The organism is Avrilella dinanensis (genome assembly GCF_002807015.1).
In the GTDB taxonomy this organism is placed as follows: domain Bacteria; phylum Bacteroidota; class Bacteroidia; order Flavobacteriales; family Flavobacteriaceae; genus Flavobacterium; species Flavobacterium dinanensis.
Genome location: NZ_NIPO01000001.1, coordinates 1,632,659 through 1,651,558 on the forward strand (window position 1 = coordinate 1,632,659; position 18,900 = coordinate 1,651,558).

The 18,900-nt window shown below is 37.7% G+C and carries 20 protein-coding genes; 5 read left to right on the plus strand and 15 right to left on the minus strand.

Annotation, left to right across the window (positions count from 1 at the left end):
* Positions 1-53: 53 nt before the first annotated feature.
* On the minus strand, positions 54-1,811 hold the full coding sequence (locus CDL10_RS07765) for an ABC transporter ATP-binding protein (RefSeq protein ID WP_100678004.1): 1,758 nt from the start codon (positions 1,809-1,811) through the stop codon (positions 54-56).
* Between the two features lie 131 nt (positions 1,812-1,942).
* On the opposite strand from CDL10_RS07765, the gene CDL10_RS07770 reads away from it, so the two are divergent.
* From CDL10_RS07770 to yajC, 4 genes are all read left to right on the plus strand, one after another.
* On the plus strand, positions 1,943-3,037 hold the full coding sequence (locus CDL10_RS07770) for a Glu/Leu/Phe/Val dehydrogenase dimerization domain-containing protein (RefSeq protein ID WP_100678005.1): 1,095 nt from the start codon (positions 1,943-1,945) through the stop codon (positions 3,035-3,037).
* A gap of 92 nt (positions 3,038-3,129) precedes the next feature.
* Positions 3,130-4,077, plus strand: a complete 948-nt coding sequence (gene nusB / locus CDL10_RS07775; protein WP_243389312.1) for a transcription antitermination factor NusB — start codon at positions 3,130-3,132, stop codon at positions 4,075-4,077.
* Between the two features lie 30 nt (positions 4,078-4,107).
* Complete coding sequence (locus tag CDL10_RS07780) at positions 4,108-4,557, plus strand: DUF1573 domain-containing protein (RefSeq protein WP_100678006.1); 450 nt, start codon at positions 4,108-4,110, stop codon at positions 4,555-4,557.
* A 9-nt stretch (positions 4,558-4,566) separates the two neighbouring features.
* Positions 4,567-4,848 carry a preprotein translocase subunit YajC gene (gene yajC / locus CDL10_RS07785; protein WP_100678007.1) on the plus strand — a complete coding sequence of 94 codons (282 nt, stop codon included), beginning with the start codon at positions 4,567-4,569 and terminating at the stop codon, positions 4,846-4,848.
* Positions 4,849-4,900: 52 nt separating this feature from the next.
* On the opposite strand, the gene CDL10_RS07790 is transcribed toward yajC, so the two are convergent.
* Complete coding sequence (locus CDL10_RS07790; protein WP_100678008.1) at positions 4,901-5,692, minus strand: penicillin-binding transpeptidase domain-containing protein; 792 nt, start codon at positions 5,690-5,692, stop codon at positions 4,901-4,903.
* A 120-nt stretch (positions 5,693-5,812) separates the two neighbouring features.
* Here CDL10_RS07790 and CDL10_RS07795 point away from each other — a divergent pair, with 120 nt between their 5' ends.
* Positions 5,813-6,385, plus strand: a complete 573-nt coding sequence (locus CDL10_RS07795) for a hypothetical protein (protein WP_100678009.1) — start codon at positions 5,813-5,815, stop codon at positions 6,383-6,385.
* Between the two features lie 199 nt (positions 6,386-6,584).
* Here the strand turns inward: CDL10_RS07795 and sucD are convergent, their stop codons facing one another.
* From sucD to CDL10_RS07860, 13 genes are all read right to left on the minus strand, one after another.
* Positions 6,585-7,457 carry a succinate--CoA ligase subunit alpha gene (gene sucD / locus CDL10_RS07800; protein ID WP_100678010.1) on the minus strand — a complete coding sequence of 291 codons (873 nt, stop codon included), beginning with the start codon at positions 7,455-7,457 and terminating at the stop codon, positions 6,585-6,587.
* Positions 7,458-7,539: 82 nt separating this feature from the next.
* Positions 7,540-7,905 carry a nuclear transport factor 2 family protein gene (locus tag CDL10_RS07805; RefSeq protein WP_100678011.1) on the minus strand — a complete coding sequence of 122 codons (366 nt, stop codon included), beginning with the start codon at positions 7,903-7,905 and terminating at the stop codon, positions 7,540-7,542.
* 2 nt (positions 7,906-7,907) lie between these two features.
* Positions 7,908-8,819, minus strand: a complete 912-nt coding sequence (locus CDL10_RS07810; protein ID WP_100678012.1) for a UDP-3-O-(3-hydroxymyristoyl)glucosamine N-acyltransferase — start codon at positions 8,817-8,819, stop codon at positions 7,908-7,910.
* 1 nt (position 8,820) lies between these two features.
* Entirely contained in the window at positions 8,821-9,387 is a 567-nt protein-coding gene (gene efp, locus CDL10_RS07815) for an elongation factor P (RefSeq protein ID WP_100678013.1), read from the minus strand.
* Between the two features lie 77 nt (positions 9,388-9,464).
* Positions 9,465-10,250 carry an acyl-ACP--UDP-N-acetylglucosamine O-acyltransferase gene (gene lpxA / locus CDL10_RS07820; protein WP_100678014.1) on the minus strand — a complete coding sequence of 262 codons (786 nt, stop codon included), beginning with the start codon at positions 10,248-10,250 and terminating at the stop codon, positions 9,465-9,467.
* A gap of 12 nt (positions 10,251-10,262) precedes the next feature.
* Positions 10,263-11,654, minus strand: a complete 1,392-nt coding sequence (locus CDL10_RS07825) for a bifunctional UDP-3-O-[3-hydroxymyristoyl] N-acetylglucosamine deacetylase/3-hydroxyacyl-ACP dehydratase (RefSeq protein ID WP_100678015.1) — start codon at positions 11,652-11,654, stop codon at positions 10,263-10,265.
* A gap of 23 nt (positions 11,655-11,677) precedes the next feature.
* On the minus strand, positions 11,678-12,691 hold the full coding sequence (gene lpxD, locus CDL10_RS07830) for a UDP-3-O-(3-hydroxymyristoyl)glucosamine N-acyltransferase (RefSeq protein ID WP_100678016.1): 1,014 nt from the start codon (positions 12,689-12,691) through the stop codon (positions 11,678-11,680).
* A gap of 30 nt (positions 12,692-12,721) precedes the next feature.
* On the minus strand, positions 12,722-13,963 hold the full coding sequence (locus CDL10_RS07835) for an HD domain-containing protein (RefSeq protein ID WP_100678017.1): 1,242 nt from the start codon (positions 13,961-13,963) through the stop codon (positions 12,722-12,724).
* A gap of 245 nt (positions 13,964-14,208) precedes the next feature.
* On the minus strand, positions 14,209-15,708 hold the full coding sequence (hutH, locus tag CDL10_RS07840; RefSeq protein ID WP_100678018.1) for a histidine ammonia-lyase: 1,500 nt from the start codon (positions 15,706-15,708) through the stop codon (positions 14,209-14,211).
* An 11-nt stretch (positions 15,709-15,719) separates the two neighbouring features.
* A complete protein-coding gene (gene yaaA / locus CDL10_RS07845; RefSeq protein WP_100678019.1) occupies positions 15,720-16,484 on the minus strand; it encodes a peroxide stress protein YaaA in 765 nt (254 codons plus the stop codon).
* Positions 16,485-16,606: 122 nt separating this feature from the next.
* Entirely contained in the window at positions 16,607-17,611 is a 1,005-nt protein-coding gene (locus CDL10_RS07850; RefSeq protein WP_100678020.1) for a metal-dependent hydrolase, read from the minus strand.
* A 63-nt stretch (positions 17,612-17,674) separates the two neighbouring features.
* Entirely contained in the window at positions 17,675-17,962 is a 288-nt protein-coding gene (locus tag CDL10_RS07855) for an OmpA family protein (RefSeq protein WP_100678021.1), read from the minus strand.
* A complete protein-coding gene (locus tag CDL10_RS07860) occupies positions 17,959-18,843 on the minus strand; it encodes an OmpA family protein (RefSeq protein ID WP_100678022.1) in 885 nt (294 codons plus the stop codon). Before CDL10_RS07860 ends, CDL10_RS07855 begins: the two co-directional genes overlap by 4 nt.
* Positions 18,844-18,900: the final 57 nt, after the last annotated feature.

Here is an 18,900-nt window from a genome sequence, read left to right on the forward strand (position 1 = left end):
AATTGTTAAAACATAGGTTCAAAAGTCTTAAAAAAAAATTATATTTACAACACTTATTTTATTTCTTTTTCCAAAAGTTGTTTGTTATACAAATCCTGATAATATCCGCCGGCATTAATCAATTCATCGTGAGTGCCTTTTTCTACGATTTTACCTTCTTCAAGAATAATAATCCGGTCAGCATTTTTAGCGGAAGAAACACGGTGTGTAACAATAATCGTGGTGCGGTTTGCTGTGATATTTTTCAGGTTATTCAGGATACGTTCTTCGGTTTCTGTATCAACTGCCGACAGCGAATCGTCCAACAACAAAATCGGTGCTTCTTTAATCAATGCTCGGGCAATCGACACACGTTGTTTTTGTCCGCCCGACAAGGTAATTCCGCGTTCGCCCAAAACCGTATCGTATTGTTTGTCGAATTTCATGATATTTTTATCTACATCTGCCAATTGAGCATAATATCTGACTTCTTCTTCAGTGGCGTCTTCTTTGCCAAACCTGATATTGCTCTTAATACTGTCCGAAAATAAAAAAGCATCTTGCGGAACCATAGCAATAGCATCACGCAAGTCATACAAATTCAACGATTTAATTGATTGGTTATCTATCAGAATTTCGCCATTATCAGCATCATACAAACGACAAATCAGCTCTAAAATGGTTGATTTTCCGCTTCCGGTTTTCCCTAAAATTGCCAGTGTTTCGTTTTTACTCAAAGTGAATGATACGTTTTTGAGTGCCTGAATTTGGGTATCTGTGTAAGTAAACGATACGTTTTTGAATTCTATTTCTCCTTGAACTTTAGTGTGTTCAGGTTGCAGGTTTTTGATTTCAGGCGTTTCATTTAAGAATTCATTAATTCTTTTCTGAGAAGATTCGGCTTCCTGTATCATACTTGAAATCCAACCCAGCGAGGCAATCGGCCAGGTCAGGATATTAATATATAAAATAAATTGTGCAATGATTCCAATATCGGTAATCGTGCCGTCAATGTACATTTTCGCTCCGACATAGACCACAAAAAGGTTACTTAAACCAATCAGAAATATCATTGCCGGCCCGATAAGCGACGATACTTTTACCAGGTTCATGTGTGTTTCTTTACTGTGAGTGGTCAGGTCATCGTATTCTTTATTTTTCTCATCTTCAATAGCATAAGCTTTTACTACGCGAATACCAGAAAAAATCTCTTGCGAAAACGAGGATAATGTAGAGAGGTTTTTTTGATACAAATAGCTTTTTTTGTTAATTTCTCGGCTTAGATAATACATTACTATGCCTAAAAAAGGTACGGGAATTAAGGCATACATCGTCAATTCGCGAGAGATAATAAGCATTTGTACAATCACAATAGCCATGCGGATAATTGTATTGGTAGAGTACATCACCGCCGGCCCGACATACTGCCGGACTTTGCTGACATCTTCCGAAATCCGGCTCATCAAATCGCCGGTGCGGTTGCGTTTGTAAAAGCTTTGGGAAAGGTTTTGATAATGACGAAAAATCTCATTTTTCAAATCATATTCAATATGCCTCGACATCACAATAATGGTCTGACGCATCAAAAAAGTCAAAAAACCACCGATGACCGTAGCTCCAATAATAAGCAGTATATACCTTATTAAATCCGATTTTACTTGGTCGGCATTCATACTACCTTCTAAATATTTTTGCAAAACACTGATGGCATCACCGATAAAACCCGGCGTCATCACCATAAATATCTGTGCTACAATGGTAATCAAAATACCGATAAACAAACGATATCTGTACTTCCAAAAATACTTATTCAGTTCTTTCAGTTCTTTCATGTTGCAAATTTAGTCTTAAAAGTAATATTCAATCAAAAAACAACCACTAAAAAATAATTAAATCTTATATGGACTCTGCCCGAAGTTTGTATAATTATGAGTATATTTGGGCACAAATACATAAATTAATTATGACAACCAAACATTATACTCCAGAAGAACTAAAGAAAGTTGACCCGGTTTTCGGTCAGTTTTCTTTTAACGGTCATGAGCAAATTGTTTTTTGCCATGACAAAGACAGCGGTCTGAAAGCGATTATCGGGATTCACAACACAGTATTAGGACCTGCATTGGGCGGTACACGTATGTGGCATTACAACTCAGAGTGGGAAGCTTTGAACGATGTGTTGAGGCTTTCTCGCGGAATGACTTATAAATCTGCCATTTCAGGATTAGATTTAGGAGGTGGAAAAGCTGTGATTATCGGTAATTCCAAAAAAGACAAAACGCCTGAAATGATTAAGGCATTCGCTAAATATGTGCATTCATTAAGCGGAAGATATATTACAGCAGAAGATGTAGGAACAACTACTCCGGATATGGATTTGATACGTTCCATTACTCCGCACGTAACCGGAATTTCAGAAAGCCTTGGTGGTTCAGGAAATCCTTCGCCTGTAACGGCTTACGGTGTTTTCATGGGATTGAAAGCAGCTGCAAAATTCAAATTTGGCAGTGATGAATTGGGCGGTAAAAAAGTATTGGTACAAGGTATCGGAAACGTTGGGGAAACCTTAGTAAAACACCTGACCAATGAAGGTGCAGAAGTTTATATCACGGACCTTAGCGAAGAACGCGTTGCTGAAGTTGCTCAAAAATATCAGGCAAAAGCTTTCACAGGCGATGTTTATTCTGCCGATGTGGATATTTATGCTCCATGTGCCCTTGGTGCTACAATTAACGATGATACTATCGAAAAAATTAAAGCTCAGGTAATTGCCGGAGCTGCGAACAACCAACTGGCAGACGAGCAAAAGCACGGAAAAAGATTACAGGAAAGAGGTATTGTTTATGCCCCGGATTTCTTAATCAATGCCGGAGGTATCATCAATGTGTTCGGGGAAATTGCCAATTACGGTAGTGAAGAAGCATTAAGACGTACCGAAAACATATACAACACCACATTGGATATTCTGAATTACGCACAGCAACACAACGTTACAGCTAACCAAGCTGCAATGAAAAAGGCCGAAGACAGAATTGACGCGAAAAAAAACAGTAAATAAGGAATATACTTAAAAATATTACTTAATTTTGCGAAGCGAAAACGTCAATGTTTTCGCTTTTTTAATTCATTTGTTCTTATTCAAAACACTATATGTTAGCAAACAGAAGACATATTCGTATTAAAACCATGCAATCTTTGTATGCTTTGAATACTTCCAACAGCGACCGCTTGGATATTCAGGAAAAATTCTTACTCAACAGCATCGAAAAAATCCGAGAATTATATCTCTCTACGCTGTCGATTTTTATTGAACTCAGACAATTAGAAGAAGATATTCTGGACAAATCTGCCAAAAAATACCTGGCAACAGAGATTGAAAAAAATCCAAACAGAAAATTTGTCAATAACCGTGTACTTACATGTATTGCTGAATCTGACAGTATTCATCAGGCTTTAGACCAGGAAAAAATCAAGCATTTCCAACTTAATGACCAATACGTTCATCAACTTTTGTCTGAAATCAAACAACATGATTTGTACAATGATTATATGAATAAACAAACCGATTCTTTCAAAGAAGACCAGGAATTTTTGCTTCAGGTTTTCAGAAAAATCATTGCACCCAATGATAAATTATATCATTTTGTGGAAGATACCCAAATTTCGTGGGCAGATGACTGGCCTGTGGTCAACACAGCTATCGATAAACTTATCAAAGATATCCGTTCGGAAGATTATATCATCAAAGTACCGGACGCGTTCAAAAACCAGGACGACCGGAAATATGCACTCGAATTACTTAGAAAAACAGCCATCAATACGGAAAGTTTCAGAGAAATGTATGCCGATAAAGCAAAAAACTGGGACCAGGAACGTATTGCCGAACTTGATTCTATCGTACTGAATATGGCGATTTGTGAGCTGACAAAGTTTCCGTCTATTCCGGTAAAAGTAACTATTAACGAATATTTAGAAATCGTCAAGGAATATTCTACCCCAAAAAGTAGTATTTTTATCAACGGAATTCTGGACTCTATTATTAAGGAGTTGAAAGCAGAAAATAAAATCAATAAAGCCGGAAGGGGATTAATTGAGTAAATTTGTAAACCAATTCAAAATTATAAAAAAATGAAAAAAATATGTATTTTGGCTATCGCCACCCTAACTTTGGGATTGTATTCTTGCAATAACGACAAAGCATCTTCAAAAATCAATGAAGAAAATACTAACGAAACAACAACAGAACAACAGGCAGAAACACCTTCTGGTTTCGCAAAACTGTCGGTAGATAAAGAAGAACATGATTTTGGCGATTTGAAAAAAGGTGAAAAAGCCGAAACAGAATTCACGATTACCAACACCGGTGATGCTGATTTGGTAATCATTGATGCTAGAGCTACATGCGGGTGTACTGTACCTCAAAAGCCTGAACAACCAATCAAGCCAGGGCAGTCAGATAAGATAAAAGTAGCTTTTTCTGCGAATTCAGTAGGTATGCAAAATAAGCAGGTAACGCTTACAACCAACACAGAAGAAGGAACAAAAGTGTTGAGAATTAAAGCAAACGTAACAGAATAATTAAATATTATGGATCCGAATTTTTTAATGATAGGTTTGATGTTAGTATTTATCGTGTTTTTCATGATTTTACCACAAAGAAACCGCGTGAAAAAAGAAAAAGAGTTTGAAAAATCACTTAAAGTTGGTGATAAAATAATTACTAAATCAGGCATACACGGGCGAATTGCTGAGTTAAACGAAGCTACCGTAGTGATTGAAACTATGGCAGGCAAACTGTTGATGGAAAAAGTGGCTATTTCTATGGAAATGACCGCTAAGCTCAACGCTCCTGTAAATGCCAAGAAATAATTTTTTATTTCAGAAAATTCAATATCCCGGGAAAAAATCCCGGGATTTTTTATTACAGATAACCTAATATTTTAAAAGCCTCAAAGGTAATCTGATGTTTAATTTGTTTAGATAAATTCGGAGGTCGGTTAATAGATTTTTTGATACGCGTGCAGAAAAAATATCTTTTTCCTTTTCGTTCCAAAACCCCCATCAGCCAATCGACATGCTCAGCCTGATAGACGGTATAACCTTCATAAGTATATAAAACATAATCATTCACATCGTGCCGGAACATTTGTTCTTTCACCCATTTTTGATTGTCTTTATCAAAAGGTAAATTCTGATTAAACAAACCAATCAAAAATTTAACTTGTTCTTCGGGAGTTACGGCAAAATCACTAAAATTCCAGCTATAAGCAAAAGGTTTGGAGAACTTGTTTTGAGTATATCCACTTTCTTCTATGAAATAGTTATAATCTTTGATTTTTATATTTTTAGAAAGTCGTTCAAAATACCAATCATTCTGGTAATAAATTGCATCATCTAAAGCGGTATCACATTGCCATTGCGGACGTGTTTCCCCGAAATAATAATATTTTACACCGTTCCATTTTTCGGGTTGATAATGTTGAATCTTATTGAGTTCCAAAGCAATCAAAGCGTGAAAAAGATGAAAAGTGGCTGCCGGCGGTGTCGGCGTTTTTGCATCAAACTCATCATTGAAAATCCACCAGTCATCTGACTCGTTATAAATAATAATGCTTCCCTCTACTTCCTTAGAAGTAAAATAAAAATCAAGATAGTTCTGCGAGAAAGAAATCTTGTGAGAAATTAACAGTAAAAAAATAATGAAACAACGCATACAATTGTAGTTTCAGCAAAAATAGTAATATTGTTTAAAAAATTATGCTCAAAAAGTTTAAGTATTCTAATATATTTTTGTAATATTGCTTTGTATAACCTTTTATATAAGTATATAACTATGAATAAAATTACGAAATTATTGTTCGCTTTTGTAGCCGTTGCTTCATTTTCATTAACAAGCTGTGAGCCGGATTATGTAACTGATGGTTCGACTGTTCCTTCAGAGGCACATATCACGATTTCCTATTTAGATAGTGAAGGGAATGTTACATCTACCAAAGAATATTCTTATGACAAAACCAATTCGCAAGTTTCAGGAGTAAGGGGTCCTAGACAAGATGTTGACGGAGTTTCTTATACAGAATCAACAATTGTAACTGCTCCTCGCCCAGATTCAGATTTACCAGCTTTTACCATTTTTTTTGAATATCAAGAAGAAACTGGTATTTATCAAATTAATGAAAACGGACGTAATACAGCTATGATAAGTATAGATGGAATTAACGATATATATACCTCAATAGACGAAGGAGGACAACTTGAAGTTTTCAACTATAATATATTGACTGGTTCTGCTGTAGCGGATATGTATTTCCGATCAAGATCAGAGTTTTCTTTTTATGCTAAAAATCCGGTTACTAACCAAACATGTAGAGTACAGGGAACTGCTACAACAAACTTTAAGTTGTAATCAACCTTTTCAAAATACCCAAAAACCTCTGTTAATACTAACAGGGGTTTTTTGTTTTTTTCGCTTAGAACGAATGTCTCTATTGAGAAAAATTTCACTTCATCACATTTTGATAACCCTAAAAAGATCATCTTTATAAACATAAAAAAACCACAGATTTTTTTAATCTGTGGTTTTCTACTCTATATCGAAAAAGAAATTATCCTAAAACTTCTTTTACTTTTTTACCGATTTCAGCAGGAGAATCTACAACGAAAATTCCGTTTTCACGCATGATTCGTTTTTTAGCCTCAGCAGTATCATCAGCTCCACCGACGATAGCTCCGGCATGTCCCATAGTACGTCCTTTTGGTGCTGTTTCTCCGGCGATGAAACCAATTACAGGCTTTTTGTTTCCGTTTTCTTTTACCCAGCGAGCTGCATCTGCTTCCAACTGACCACCGATTTCCCCAATCATAATAATAGCTTCTGTTTCAGAATCTTCCATCAATAACTGAACGGCTTCTTTGGTTGTTGTACCGATAATCGGGTCGCCACCGATACCGATAGCTGTTGTGATTCCCAATCCTTGTTTCACTACCTGGTCAGCAGCTTCGTAAGTCAATGTACCTGATTTGGAAACGATTCCTACTGTTCCTTTTTTGAACACGAAGCCTGGCATGATACCAACTTTTGCTTCTCCCGGTGTGATTACTCCCGGACAGTTTGGTCCAATCAAACGGCAATCTCTATGCTGAATATAATCATATGCTTTAACCATATCTGCCACCGGAATTCCTTCTGTGATACAGATGATTACTTTGATACCTGCTTCGGCTGCTTCCATGATTGCATCTGCAGCAAATGCAGGTGGTACAAATATAATAGAGGTGTCTGCTCCGGCTTTTTCCACTGCTTCTTTAACTGTGTTGAACACAGGACGCTCCAAGTGAGTTGTTCCTCCTTTTCCCGGAGTTACACCACCCACAACGTTGGTTCCGTACTCAATCATTTGAGATGCGTGGAAAGTTCCTTCGCTACCTGTAAATCCTTGAACGATTATCTTTGAATCTTTGTTAACTAAAACACTCATAATATAGTTGTTGTTATTAGAATTAAATTTTTTACAAAAATAGTTTATTTATATGCTAAAGTGAAATTTTTCCCCGGAAATATTACTCTGATAATTGGCTCATTTGATAACCTCTAATCATTTTTTCGTCTTTGATTTCCCAAATCGCAAAAAAATCAGCCAGAGGAAGTTCTTCGTCCGGGTTTTCCAACGTCCGGACATAATGGCTGTAACAAATAGTTACGTGGTTGCCGTCCTGAAATAGCTGCGTAATTTCTGTTCTTAAAGCAAAATATGATTGTCTTAAATCCTTAGAAAGTGCCAAAATATCGGTAAAATCAAGCGTAATCAGCCCTTTGGTGCTATGCCATTCTAAAATAACGTCTTCATGAAAGACTTCTTCACAATAAGCCTTGCTTAATATTCCGGAAGATTGATAAAACTTGGCTACTAATTCTTTTAGTTCCATAATTATTTAGACATTTTCTTTAAATATGCCAATTGTTTGAGCTTTTCTCTTGATATTTCGATAGGCGTTCCAAAGTAGGTTTTGCCTCCTTCAATGCTTTTTGTAACACCAGATTGTGCCAAAACTACTGCTTTTTCTCCTATGGTTATTCCGCTCGTCGTTCCGACCTGCCCCCAGATGGTAACTTCATCTTCAATAACCACACAGCCGGCAACACCTGTTTGTGCGGCAATCAGACATTTTTTACCCACTACTGTATCATGAGCAATATGCACCTGGTTATCAATCACAGAGCCTTCGCCGATGGTTGTATCTCCTGTCACACCACGGTCGATAGTACACAAAGCTCCGATACTTACTCCTGATTCAATTACTACTCTCCCCGACGATTTCAACTGATCAAAACCGCTTTCCCTTTTCTTAAAATAAAAGGCGTCGGCACCAATTACACTTCCGGCGTGAATGATAACATTGTCGGCAATAACCGTATGGTCATAAATAACCACATTGGGATAAATCAAACAGTTTTTACCGATTTTCACATGATTTCCGATAAAAACATTAGGCTGTATATGTGTCCCCTCCCCGATTTCGCTACTGATTGAAACAGATTTGTCAGCCGGTTGAAACGGTCTGAAATAATCCGAAAGCCGGTTAAAATCTCTGAACGGGTCGTCTGATATCAGCAAGGCTTTGTTTTCCGGACAATCTACTTCTTTATTAATTAAAATAACAGAAGCCTTAGAGTTTAAAGCCTTATCATAATATTTTGGGTGATCCACAAATACAATTTCGCCAGGCTGAACCACATGAATTTCGTTCATGCCCAGCACTTCGAAATCTTCAGATCCCTGATAAGCACAACCAATAATTTCGGCTATTTGCTTTAGTGTATATGGTTTTGAAAAACGCATATTATTCTTTTACTCGCTCAATATAGTTACCAGAGGTTGTATCAATTTTAATTTTGTCGCCTTCCTCGATAAATAATGGTACGTTGACTGATGCTCCTGTTTCCACAGTAGCAGGTTTGGTCGCATTCGTAGCCGTGTTTCCTTTAACACCCGGCTCGGCATAAGTCACTTGCAACACTACTGATGCCGGCATATCAACCGACAAAGGCGTATCTGTTTCAGTATTAATTTGCACCATTACGTTGGTTCCTTCTTTCAATAAATCCGGCGCGTCAAGTGCATTTCTGTCTAAAGTGATTTGCTCAAAAGTTTCGGTATTCATAAAATGAAAATCATTTCCTTCCGGATACAGATACTGGAAAGTGTGTGTCTCTACCCGAACATCTTCGATTTTATGTCCGGCAGAAAAAGTATTTTCTAATATTCTTCCTGTTGTTACACTTCTCATTTTTGTACGTACAAACGCTGGTCCTTTACCTGGTTTTACGTGTAGAAACTCAACAATTTTGTAAATGTCATTATTGTACTTGATGCACAATCCGTTTCTGATGTCTGATGTTGTTGCCATATTTTTTTTGCTGATTTGCTTATTCGTTTGTTTACTTATTCGCTAATTTGCTAATCCGTTAATAACTAATTGACTCATTAATAAAGTCCTGTATATCCTTTCATAATACCGCGGGAAGAATTACGCACAAATTGTATGATTTCATCTCTTTCGGGCGTGGCTTCCATTTCGGTTTCTATCAATTCAATAGCTTGTGAATTGTTATAGTTTTTCTGGTACAAAATACGGTAAATATTCTGAATTTCTCTTATTTTTTCTGAATCAAATCCTCGTCTTCTCAATCCGACGGAATTAATTCCTGCGTAAGAAATCGGCTCTCGTGCAGCTTTTATATACGGCGGAACGTCTTTGCGGACAAGCGTACCTCCTGTTATAAACGAATGTGAACCAATAGTACAAAACTGATGCACCGCTACCATTCCTGCCAAAACTACATAATCCCCGATTGTTACATGCCCCGCCAATGTACTCGAATTAGAAAAAATACAATTATCGCCCACAATACAATCGTGTGCCACGTGGCTATATGCCTGTATCAGACAGTTACTACCAATAATCGTCCGGTATCTGTCTCTGGTTCCGCGATTAATCGTAACACATTCTCTTATGGTGGTATTGTCGCCTATTTCGGCAGTAGTTTCTTCTCCGTCAAATTTTAAATCCTGCGGTTCGGCAGATATGACTGCTCCCGGAAAAATACGGCAGTTTTTCCCTATCCGGGCTCCCTCCATAATAGTCACATTTGACCCAATCCACGTACCTTCGCCTATCTCAACATTATTGTGGATAGTAGTAAAAGGCTCAATAACTACATTTTTTGCAATCTTTGCCCCGGGATGAACGTATGCTAAAGGTTGATTCATCTTATTTTTATTTTAATTTGTTTGTTTTACGATTTGAGCCATCAATTCGGCTTCCGTGGCAATCTTACCGTTAGCATAAGCTACAGCTTGCATATGACAGATTCCTCTTCGGATTGGTGTCAATAATTCTAATTTGAAAATCAAAGTATCGCCGGGCAAAACCTGTTGTTTGAACCTCACATTGTCAATCTTCATAAAGTAGGTCAGATAATTTTCCGGGTCAGGAACGGTGCTTAGTGCTAAAATTCCGCCGGTTTGTGCCATCGCTTCGATAATGAGGACACCTGGCATTACCGGTGCTCCGGGAAAATGTCCCTGGAAAAATTCTTCGTTCATCGTCACATTTTTCACGCCGACAACCGAAGTATCTGTCAGTTCCAAAATTTTATCAACCAACAACATCGGATAACGATGCGGAAGCATAGCCATAATCTGGTTAATGTCCATTAATGGTTTCTGATTAAGGTCGTAATCAGGCACCTGATTGCGTTTTTCCTCTTTGATTATTTTGAGCATTTTTTTGGCAAACTGTGTGTTTACAAAATGCCCTGGTTTGTTGGCAATTACTTTACCTCTGATACGTGTACCGATAAGTGCCAAATCGCCAATTACGTCCAGCAATTTATGCCGGGCAGCCTCGTTCGGATAATGTAGTGTCAGATTATCTAATATTCCGTTTGGCTTAACGGAAACAGTATCTTTATTGAAAGCAACTTTCAGTTTTTCAATGGTTTCCGGAGATATGTCTTTATCCACATACACAATAGCATTGTTCAAATCACCTCCTTTAATCAAACCATGAGAAAGCAGGGTTTCTATTTCGTGTAGAAAGCTGAAAGTACGTGCCTGAGCAATTTCGCTTTTAAATTCCGACAAACTTTTGATACTGGCATTTTGTGTACCCAGCACTTTTGTTCCGAAATCAACCATTGTTGTTACCTGATATTCATCTGCCGGCATCAACAAAATTTCACTTCCCGTTCTTTCATCTGTATAAGAGATTACTTCTTTTACGATATATTCTTCTCTTTCAGCATCTTGCTCGACGATTCCTACAGATTCAACCGCTTCGACAAAATATTTGGAAGAGCCGTCCATAATCGGCGGTTCAGACGCATTCAGCTCGATATTTACATTGTCTAAATCGCACCCTACCAACGCTGCCAAAACGTGTTCGGTCGTATGTAATTGTACACCTTTGTGTTCCAGGTTTGTACCTCTTTCAGTCGATACAACGTAGCTTGCTAATGCCTCGATTTCGGGCGAGCCTTCTAAATCCACACGGGTAAATGTAAACCCGTTGTTTATCAATGCCGGCTTAAATACCATTTTTACTTGCTGTCCGGTGTGCAGCCCAACTCCTTCGATGGTTACCTCTCTGGCAATAGTTTTTTGTTTGACCATAACTTATTAATTATAGCTAATTTTTATTTATCCTTTAATTTATCTATGTCTTCTACAATTTTAGGCAGATTTCGGAAATGTACAAAAGATTTGGAAAAATCTCCGTAATTGATGGCAGGCGAACCCTGAACGACATCATTGTCTTTCAGACTTTTGTTCACTCCGGACTGAGCTTGTATTTTTACATAATTGCCGATAGTAATATGTCCCACAATTCCGACCTGTCCGCCTATCTGGCAATATTTTCCGATTTTGGTTGAGCCGGCAATTCCTGTTTGAGAAGCGATAACCGTATGAGCCCCGATTTCAACATTATGGGCAATCTGGATATGATTATCCAACTTCACGCCTTGTCTGATAATCGTTGAACCCAAAGTTGCCCGGTCAATGGTAGTGTTCGCCCCGATTTCAACATCATCTTCGATAATGACATTTCCGGTTTGCGGTACTTTGGCGTAACTGCCGTCTTCCTGAGGAGCAAAACCAAAACCGTCTGACCCGATAGTCGTTCCGGAATGGATAATACACCTGCTTCCTATTTGTGTGTCGGCATAAATTTTACTTCCGGCAAAAATAGTGGTATTATCTGCTATTTTTACATTATCACCAATATAACAATTCGGATAAATTTTTACGTTATCGCCAATTTGGCAATTCTGCCCGATATAGGCAAACGCTCCGAGATATATATCCTGACCATAAACCGTGTTTTCGCCAACAAAATTAGGTTGCTCTATCCCAACTTTGTTATTTTTTATCTGGTTATAAAACTCCAGTAATTTAGTAAATGCTGCATAGGCATCTTCTACTTTTATTAAAGTCGTCTGCACCGGGTGTTCCGGCACAAAACTTTTGTTTATAATTACTGCAGATGCTTTTGTTTCATATATATATGGCACATATTTCGGGTTGGACAAAAAGGACAACGACCCCGGTTTGCCTTCTTCTATCTTTGACAAATCGGATACTTCTGTGGCGGCGTTGCCCACAACCTCCCCATTTAACAAGTCTGCTATCTGTTGTACAGTTACTTTCATTCTTACAAATGTATAAATTTTTAACAATATCTAAGCATTAACCCACTTGGGATAACAAATAAAATATTTCACAACCGGTTCGGTCAATGCTTTGATGAAATTCTGGTCGGACGCATCGGCGACATCTTTGATACTTCCGTCCTTAAATAAAATAGTAATCGGTCCGTGCTCGACATCATACGCCTGATTTCTTAATTTGTCACCTAAAATCAGGTAATCGGCGGTTTTTTCTGTTGCTTGCCCTCTTTGGATAATTGTTTTTTTCAGTTCGTTGATACGCTCTGACTGGCTTACTTTATCTACATATTTAAACGCAAATAATTTTCTGTTTACAATGCTGCTACACAATGAGGATAAAATTTCATCTGAATGAAACTGCCACTGTTTGATAGCTCCCAAAATATCACTGTCATCAAGCTGAGAAAATTGCACCAAATCCTGATGAGTAAAATCTGTATCAACCTGATTTTGTTTGGATTTATCTAAAAAATATTCCAACGCAGGGCTACACCAAAGTTTTTCTCCTTGTTGGGTTAGCTCTTTGGCTCTTTTGAGAATCTGAGTAAGGATATGCTCTGCGGTTACACTGGTTTTATGGAAATAACACTGCCAATACATCAACCGGCGGGCAACCAGAAATTTCTCTACTGAATATATGCCTTTTTCTTCCACAACCAACTGATTGTCTTTGACGTTAATCATCTGAATCAACCGTTCGGAATTAATATTTCCTTCAGCAACTCCGGAATAAAAACTATCTCGTTTGAGATAATCCATTCTATCCATATCTAATTGTCCAGATATCAGTTGTTTGAAAAAAGGACGATGATAATATCCTTTAAATATTTCTATTGCCAACGACAATTTTCCGCCAAATTCAGTGTTCAATGCGTCCATGAATCGCAAAGATAATTCTTCATGATGCACATCTTCCACAATACTTTGTTCCATGGCGTGAGAAAAAGGCCCGTGACCAATATCATGCAATAATATGGCAATATACAGTGCTTGTTCTTCTTCCTCAGAAATAATTACCTGCTTGAACCGCAATACCTTAACTGCCTGTTGCATCATGTGCATGCTCCCGAGGGCGTGATGAAACCGCGTGTGGTGTGCACCAGGATACACCAGGTAAGACAATCCCATTTGGCTTATCCTCCGAAGTCGCTGAAAATAACTGTGCTGCATCAAATCATACAACAAATCGTCAGGCACTGAGATAAAGCCGTAAATCGGGTCGTTAATTATCTTTAATTTATTTTTTGTAAACAAATTATCATTGTTTGGTTAGGGCAAATATAATTTTTAGCTGCGAATTATACAGACTTTTTTAGCGATTTCTATATTTAATTATCAAAAATGATTTTTTTCTGTAAATTCTGTAAAACTATTTAAAATTGTTTTATCATTCTGAGCACAAATAAAATACAAAAAACTTATTTTTTTGAAATTTAAGCAGTTTCTGTACATAAAATGAAAAAGAATTTTCAGCACAAGAAAATTCTTTTTCAAAGATATTATGTGTCTAAATCCAATTGAAAATCACGCAAAAAATGAATGCTTTTTTCTATGTCGTAATGCAAAATACGGTCGGTTTCCACAAACGGAACTTCTTCCCGGTAAATGCTAACGAATGATTCTATAAATTCACTTGATTTGGTTGGTTTTCTCATATCCAAAGCCTGAGCAGCGTTAAACAATTCGATGGCAAGAATACGCTCCAGATTATCCACAACTTTCAATGCTTTGGTGGCGGCATTGGCTCCCATACTCACATGGTCTTCCTGCCCGTTGCTCGAAACAATGCTGTCGGTGCTTGCCGGCACAGTATATTGTTTATTTTGACTCACAATACTTGCGGCGGTGTACTGCGGAATCATAAAACCGGAATTCAACCCCGGATTGTGTACCAAAAACGGTGGTAAGCCGCGAAGACCGGATATAAGCTGATAAGTTCTTCTTTCAGAAATATTTCCTAATTCTGCCATTGCCATTGCCAGAAAATCCAATGATAACGCCAATGGCTGTCCATGGAAATTCCCACCGGAAACAATAATATCATCTTCCGCAAAAATATTCGGATTGTCTGTTACCGAATTAATTTCGGTTTTGAAAACTCTTTTTACATATTCCAAAGCATCTTTGGTTGCTCCGTGAACCTGTGGAATACATCGGAAAGAATACGGGTCTTGGACGTGTTGTTTCTGTTGTTTTATTAACTCACTGCCTTCCAAAAGTTCACTGATAAAATTGGCAGTCAGAATTTGTCCTTTATGCGGACGGGCAAAGTGAATCAAATCGGTAAAAGGCTCAATCCGACCGTCAAAAGCCTCTAAAGAAATCGTTCCGATTACATCTGCAAAATACGACAATTTCATTGATTTGATAATTGTATAGCAACCATAGGCTGACATGAACTGCGTACCGTTAAGCAATGCCAATCCTTCTTTGGACTGCAGGGCAATTGGTTCCCAGCCATTTTTTTCCAGCACCTTGGAAGCCGGTTGTCTGTAACCATCAGCATAGACTTCGCCCTCGCCTATCAACGGCAACGACAAATGAGCCAGCGGTGCGAGGTCACCCGATGCTCCCAGCGAACCTTGGGTGTAAACTACCGGTAAAATATCCTGATTGTAGAAATCTATCAGCCGTTGAACAGTAACCAACTGAACACCGGAATTTCCAAAACTCAATGATTTAATTTTGAGCAGCAACATGATTTTTACAATTTCCTGAGGCACTTCGTCGCCTGTACCACAAGCGTGAGATTTCATCAGGTTTTCCTGTAATTGACTGAGATTTTCATTGTCTATTTTCACATTGTACAACGAGCCGAAACCGGTATTGATTCCATAAATCGGAGCCGATTGTGATTTCATTTTCTCGTCCAAATATGCCCGACATTTGTTGATTTTCGAGATTGCTTCTTCAGACAATTCCAAACGATGGTGCTCTGTGATGATTTTGTTTAATTCCTCAATGGAAATAATATCTGAGCTGATATAATGTGTGTTCATTTTGTTCTTTTTTATCGGGTAAAGACCCATTTATTTTTAGTTGATAGTTGTTCGTCGTATTGATAACCACCTTCGTTAAATTGCTTCATATCTTCCGCTTTGTTAATGTTATTTTCTGCCATGAAACGCGTCATTTGTCCGCGTGCTTTTTTAGCAAAAAAACTGATGGTTTTTAATTTTCCGTTTTTAAAATCTTTAAAATCAGGTGTGATTATTGTCTTCGGAATTGCTTTAGTGTCAATCACTTTGAAATATTCATTACTCGCCAGATTAACAATAACTTCTTTGGTGGTTAATTCGTCTAGCAATGATTGTGTAACCGTATTTTTCCAGAATTCATAGAGGTTTTTACCATTTTCTACCGGAAGTTTTGTACCCATTTCCAAACGATAAGGCTCAATCAAATCCAACGGCTTGAGATAGCCGTATAATCCGGACAAAATCCGAAGGTTTTTTTGCAAATAGTTTATAGATTTTGTTGATAAGGAATAAGCATCGATGCCTTCATATACATCGCCGTTAAAAGCATATATCGCCTGTCGGGCTTGTTCGGAAATTTTATCCAAATGATAACTTCGAACGTGATTCCGTTCCACATTCAGGTTTGCCAGATTCTCGGAAATATGCATGAGTTCCTGTAAATCTTTTACAGACAAATCACGCAAAGCCTTATTGACCTTTTTCGATTGCTGAATCAGCTGCGGAACTGTAAATTTCTTGCTTGGCAAAGTATCAGAATAATTCAATGATTTTGCCGGCGATAACAAAATTTTCATGACGAAATAATTTGTGACAAAAATAAGCCTAATTATTGATAATTGAAAGTATAAAGAATCGTTTAAAATTGCTTTGTTCTACTTCAAATATAAACCCTTTTACAATACCATCAGAACAAGCTCTAATTTCCCTGGATTCTTTTGGCTAATTGTTGTAACAGTTTTTTTCCGTCTTTGCGGTCTTTTTCCACTTCTCTGGCAGTGACCGAGTCCGGATTTTGTATGATTTCATAAGAAAAAGCAAACTGTAACGAATCCGGATTTTTATTCAGAAAACCAAACCGCAAATCGTTGAAAAACAACTTTCCGTTTTCTTCCGTAACCGTATATTGATTTTCACTAATTTTAATCAGCTGACGAATTACTTCTTCATTTTTAATATTTTGCAATGACTGATGATTTTTCGGATAAACCTCTACCGGAGCGACGGCGGAGTCAAAAAAACTATAATCAGTAATGTAAAAATCATTCTCGCCCTCGGCAATTATCTGCCACAAAATGGTGTTGAAAGCTGTTGGTTTTACCGTTATATACTGGATTTCTACATTGTCAAATCTTCCATCGTGAAGCACTTTTTGCCTGGCTGTTTGCTGTAAGCCGACAGTAACAAAAAGGTATAGCGTACTGATAATCAAACCTGTTTTATTATATATCAACCGTTTATTTTCTTTTTTGGAAAAACATGAAAATATCACTCCGATCAACAAAGGAATTGTATATAACGGATCGATAACAAAGATGGATTTTATTGCCAACCTCCACTCAAAAGGCCAGAAAAGCTGCGTGCCCCAGGTGGTAAAAATATCCAGTAATGAATGTGTGAGTAATATGAAAAAAACTGCCCGATATGCCTGCCAATATGCTACTTGGTTTCTTCTTTCACGCCAACTTATCCAACGTGCCAAAACAAAGGATAATATCAAATAAAAAATGATGGAATGTGACAATCCGCGATGAATTCCCACTGCAGTAATTGGGTCATAAAACCACTTGCCCACCAGCACGTCCAAATCGGGAATGGTACCAATCAAAGCACCATACAAAACAACATGGCTGTTTTTGATTTTTTTACCCAAAGTTGCCTGACTTATAGCAACGCCCAAAACCGCTTGTGTGAGAGAATCCATGATGCAAAGATAGAATATTACACAATAATGTTCTTCTTAGACTTTTCAGATACCATCTTTAATTTATTTCTTAACCAGTTCCACCCGCCGGTTTTTCGCTTTTCCGTCTTCAGTGTTGTTATCCGCTATCGGATTTTCAGCTCCAAAACCCTGAGCAGTTAATCGGGACGATTGGATTCCTGCATCGACTAAAGCTTTCATTACAGTTTTAGCACGGTCTTCTGAAAGTTTTTGATTATGCGTTGCATTCCCCGTGTAGCGAGGAAATCCCTTCGGGCTTCCCTCGCTACGGCTCGGGGCTTCACACGTCAAGCACAGCCCTTCGGGACTGTCCTCGAACTTGGGTTTCACGCAAGCGAGAAACCTGCGTGAAGCCCCGAGCCGTTATCCGTATATCCGTTAATGGAAATCTGCAATGTTTTATCTGCCGACAAAACTTTAAATATTTCATTTACAGCATCTTTTCCATCAGATTTTAATGTTGATTTGTCTGTGTCAAAATTGATGTACAAAACCGATTTACCTTTGTCTTGCAAATCTTTTTGTATCTGATCTGATTTCAGAAAAGTAATGGTTTGCTCAAAACCTTCTTCCTGCAAAATATTCAGCTTACCGCCTGCTGTATCTCCGGTCAGTTGAATATAAATATTTTTTCCATCAGCTCTACGAATAACGTAAACTCTAATTTTATTACTTGTATAACCTATCGAGCCGTCTTCGCCCAGATAAGCCGCATCGTCTTTGTAACGTTCATATTCTTCTCTGGTTATTTTTCCGTCAAAAATCTTTTGTCCGCCTGCCGATAAAATGGCGTCATCATAACTTTTCAGGAAAAAAGGAAGCGACCAGTTGTCGTTTTTTCGGTCTTCCAAAGATACATTTACTTTAAAAACTTTACCTTCAATTGGCGTCATAACTCCATCAATCGGAAAAAAAATGATGTCGTAATCACGCTGAATCGGTCTGTTTTGTGATTTCATTCCTTTCGGAAAACTGAAATAAGGAAAATCACCCAAATCAACATCTGAAACCGGAATACTTTCTATATTGAAAGTATTTGAAGATACTGCATTTTCTTCCTTATTTTCATCGGTTAGCCGTTCATCAATGATTTCTTCTGTATTTTCAGAAGTTTCCGGGCTTTGTTTTTTCTCGTTTCCGCAGGAAGTAATCATAAATAAGGAGAAAATTCCTAACGCCAATAACTGAATTTGTTTACCTTTATTTTTCATTTGTTTTATTTTTGGTTTTTCAAATATACGTTTTTCTATCAAGTCAGATTTAATTTT

What these genes read in the sequence shown, in the direction of transcription:
- yaaA (WP_100678019.1), bottom strand. Translation starts at nt 16,484, where the DNA reads ATGAAAATTTTGTTATCGCCGGCAAAATCATTGAATTATTCTGATACT.
- efp (WP_100678013.1), bottom strand. Translation starts at nt 9,387, where the DNA reads ATGGCAACAACATCAGACATCAGAAACGGATTGTGCATCAAGTACAAT.
- sucD (WP_100678010.1), bottom strand. Translation starts at nt 7,457, where the DNA reads ATGAGTGTTTTAGTTAACAAAGATTCAAAGATAATCGTTCAAGGATTT.
- CDL10_RS07770 (WP_100678005.1), top strand. Translation starts at nt 1,943, where the DNA reads ATGACAACCAAACATTATACTCCAGAAGAACTAAAGAAAGTTGACCCG.
- CDL10_RS07805 (WP_100678011.1), bottom strand. Translation starts at nt 7,905, where the DNA reads ATGGAACTAAAAGAATTAGTAGCCAAGTTTTATCAATCTTCCGGAATA.
- CDL10_RS07790 (WP_100678008.1), bottom strand. Translation starts at nt 5,692, where the DNA reads ATGCGTTGTTTCATTATTTTTTTACTGTTAATTTCTCACAAGATTTCT.
- lpxA (WP_100678014.1), bottom strand. Translation starts at nt 10,250, where the DNA reads ATGAATCAACCTTTAGCATACGTTCATCCCGGGGCAAAGATTGCAAAA.
- hutH (WP_100678018.1), bottom strand. Translation starts at nt 15,708, where the DNA reads ATGAACACACATTATATCAGCTCAGATATTATTTCCATTGAGGAATTA.
- CDL10_RS07765 (WP_100678004.1), bottom strand. Translation starts at nt 1,811, where the DNA reads ATGAAAGAACTGAAAGAACTGAATAAGTATTTTTGGAAGTACAGATAT.
- CDL10_RS07825 (WP_100678015.1), bottom strand. Translation starts at nt 11,654, where the DNA reads ATGGTCAAACAAAAAACTATTGCCAGAGAGGTAACCATCGAAGGAGTT.
- CDL10_RS07780 (WP_100678006.1), top strand. Translation starts at nt 4,108, where the DNA reads ATGAAAAAAATATGTATTTTGGCTATCGCCACCCTAACTTTGGGATTG.
- nusB (WP_243389312.1), top strand. Translation starts at nt 3,130, where the DNA reads ATGTTAGCAAACAGAAGACATATTCGTATTAAAACCATGCAATCTTTG.
- yajC (WP_100678007.1), top strand. Translation starts at nt 4,567, where the DNA reads ATGGATCCGAATTTTTTAATGATAGGTTTGATGTTAGTATTTATCGTG.
- CDL10_RS07810 (WP_100678012.1), bottom strand. Translation starts at nt 8,819, where the DNA reads ATGCGTTTTTCAAAACCATATACACTAAAGCAAATAGCCGAAATTATT.
- CDL10_RS07860 (WP_100678022.1), bottom strand. Translation starts at nt 18,843, where the DNA reads ATGAAAAATAAAGGTAAACAAATTCAGTTATTGGCGTTAGGAATTTTC.
- CDL10_RS07795 (WP_100678009.1), top strand. Translation starts at nt 5,813, where the DNA reads ATGAATAAAATTACGAAATTATTGTTCGCTTTTGTAGCCGTTGCTTCA.
- lpxD (WP_100678016.1), bottom strand. Translation starts at nt 12,691, where the DNA reads ATGAAAGTAACTGTACAACAGATAGCAGACTTGTTAAATGGGGAGGTT.
- CDL10_RS07850 (WP_100678020.1), bottom strand. Translation starts at nt 17,611, where the DNA reads ATGGATTCTCTCACACAAGCGGTTTTGGGCGTTGCTATAAGTCAGGCA.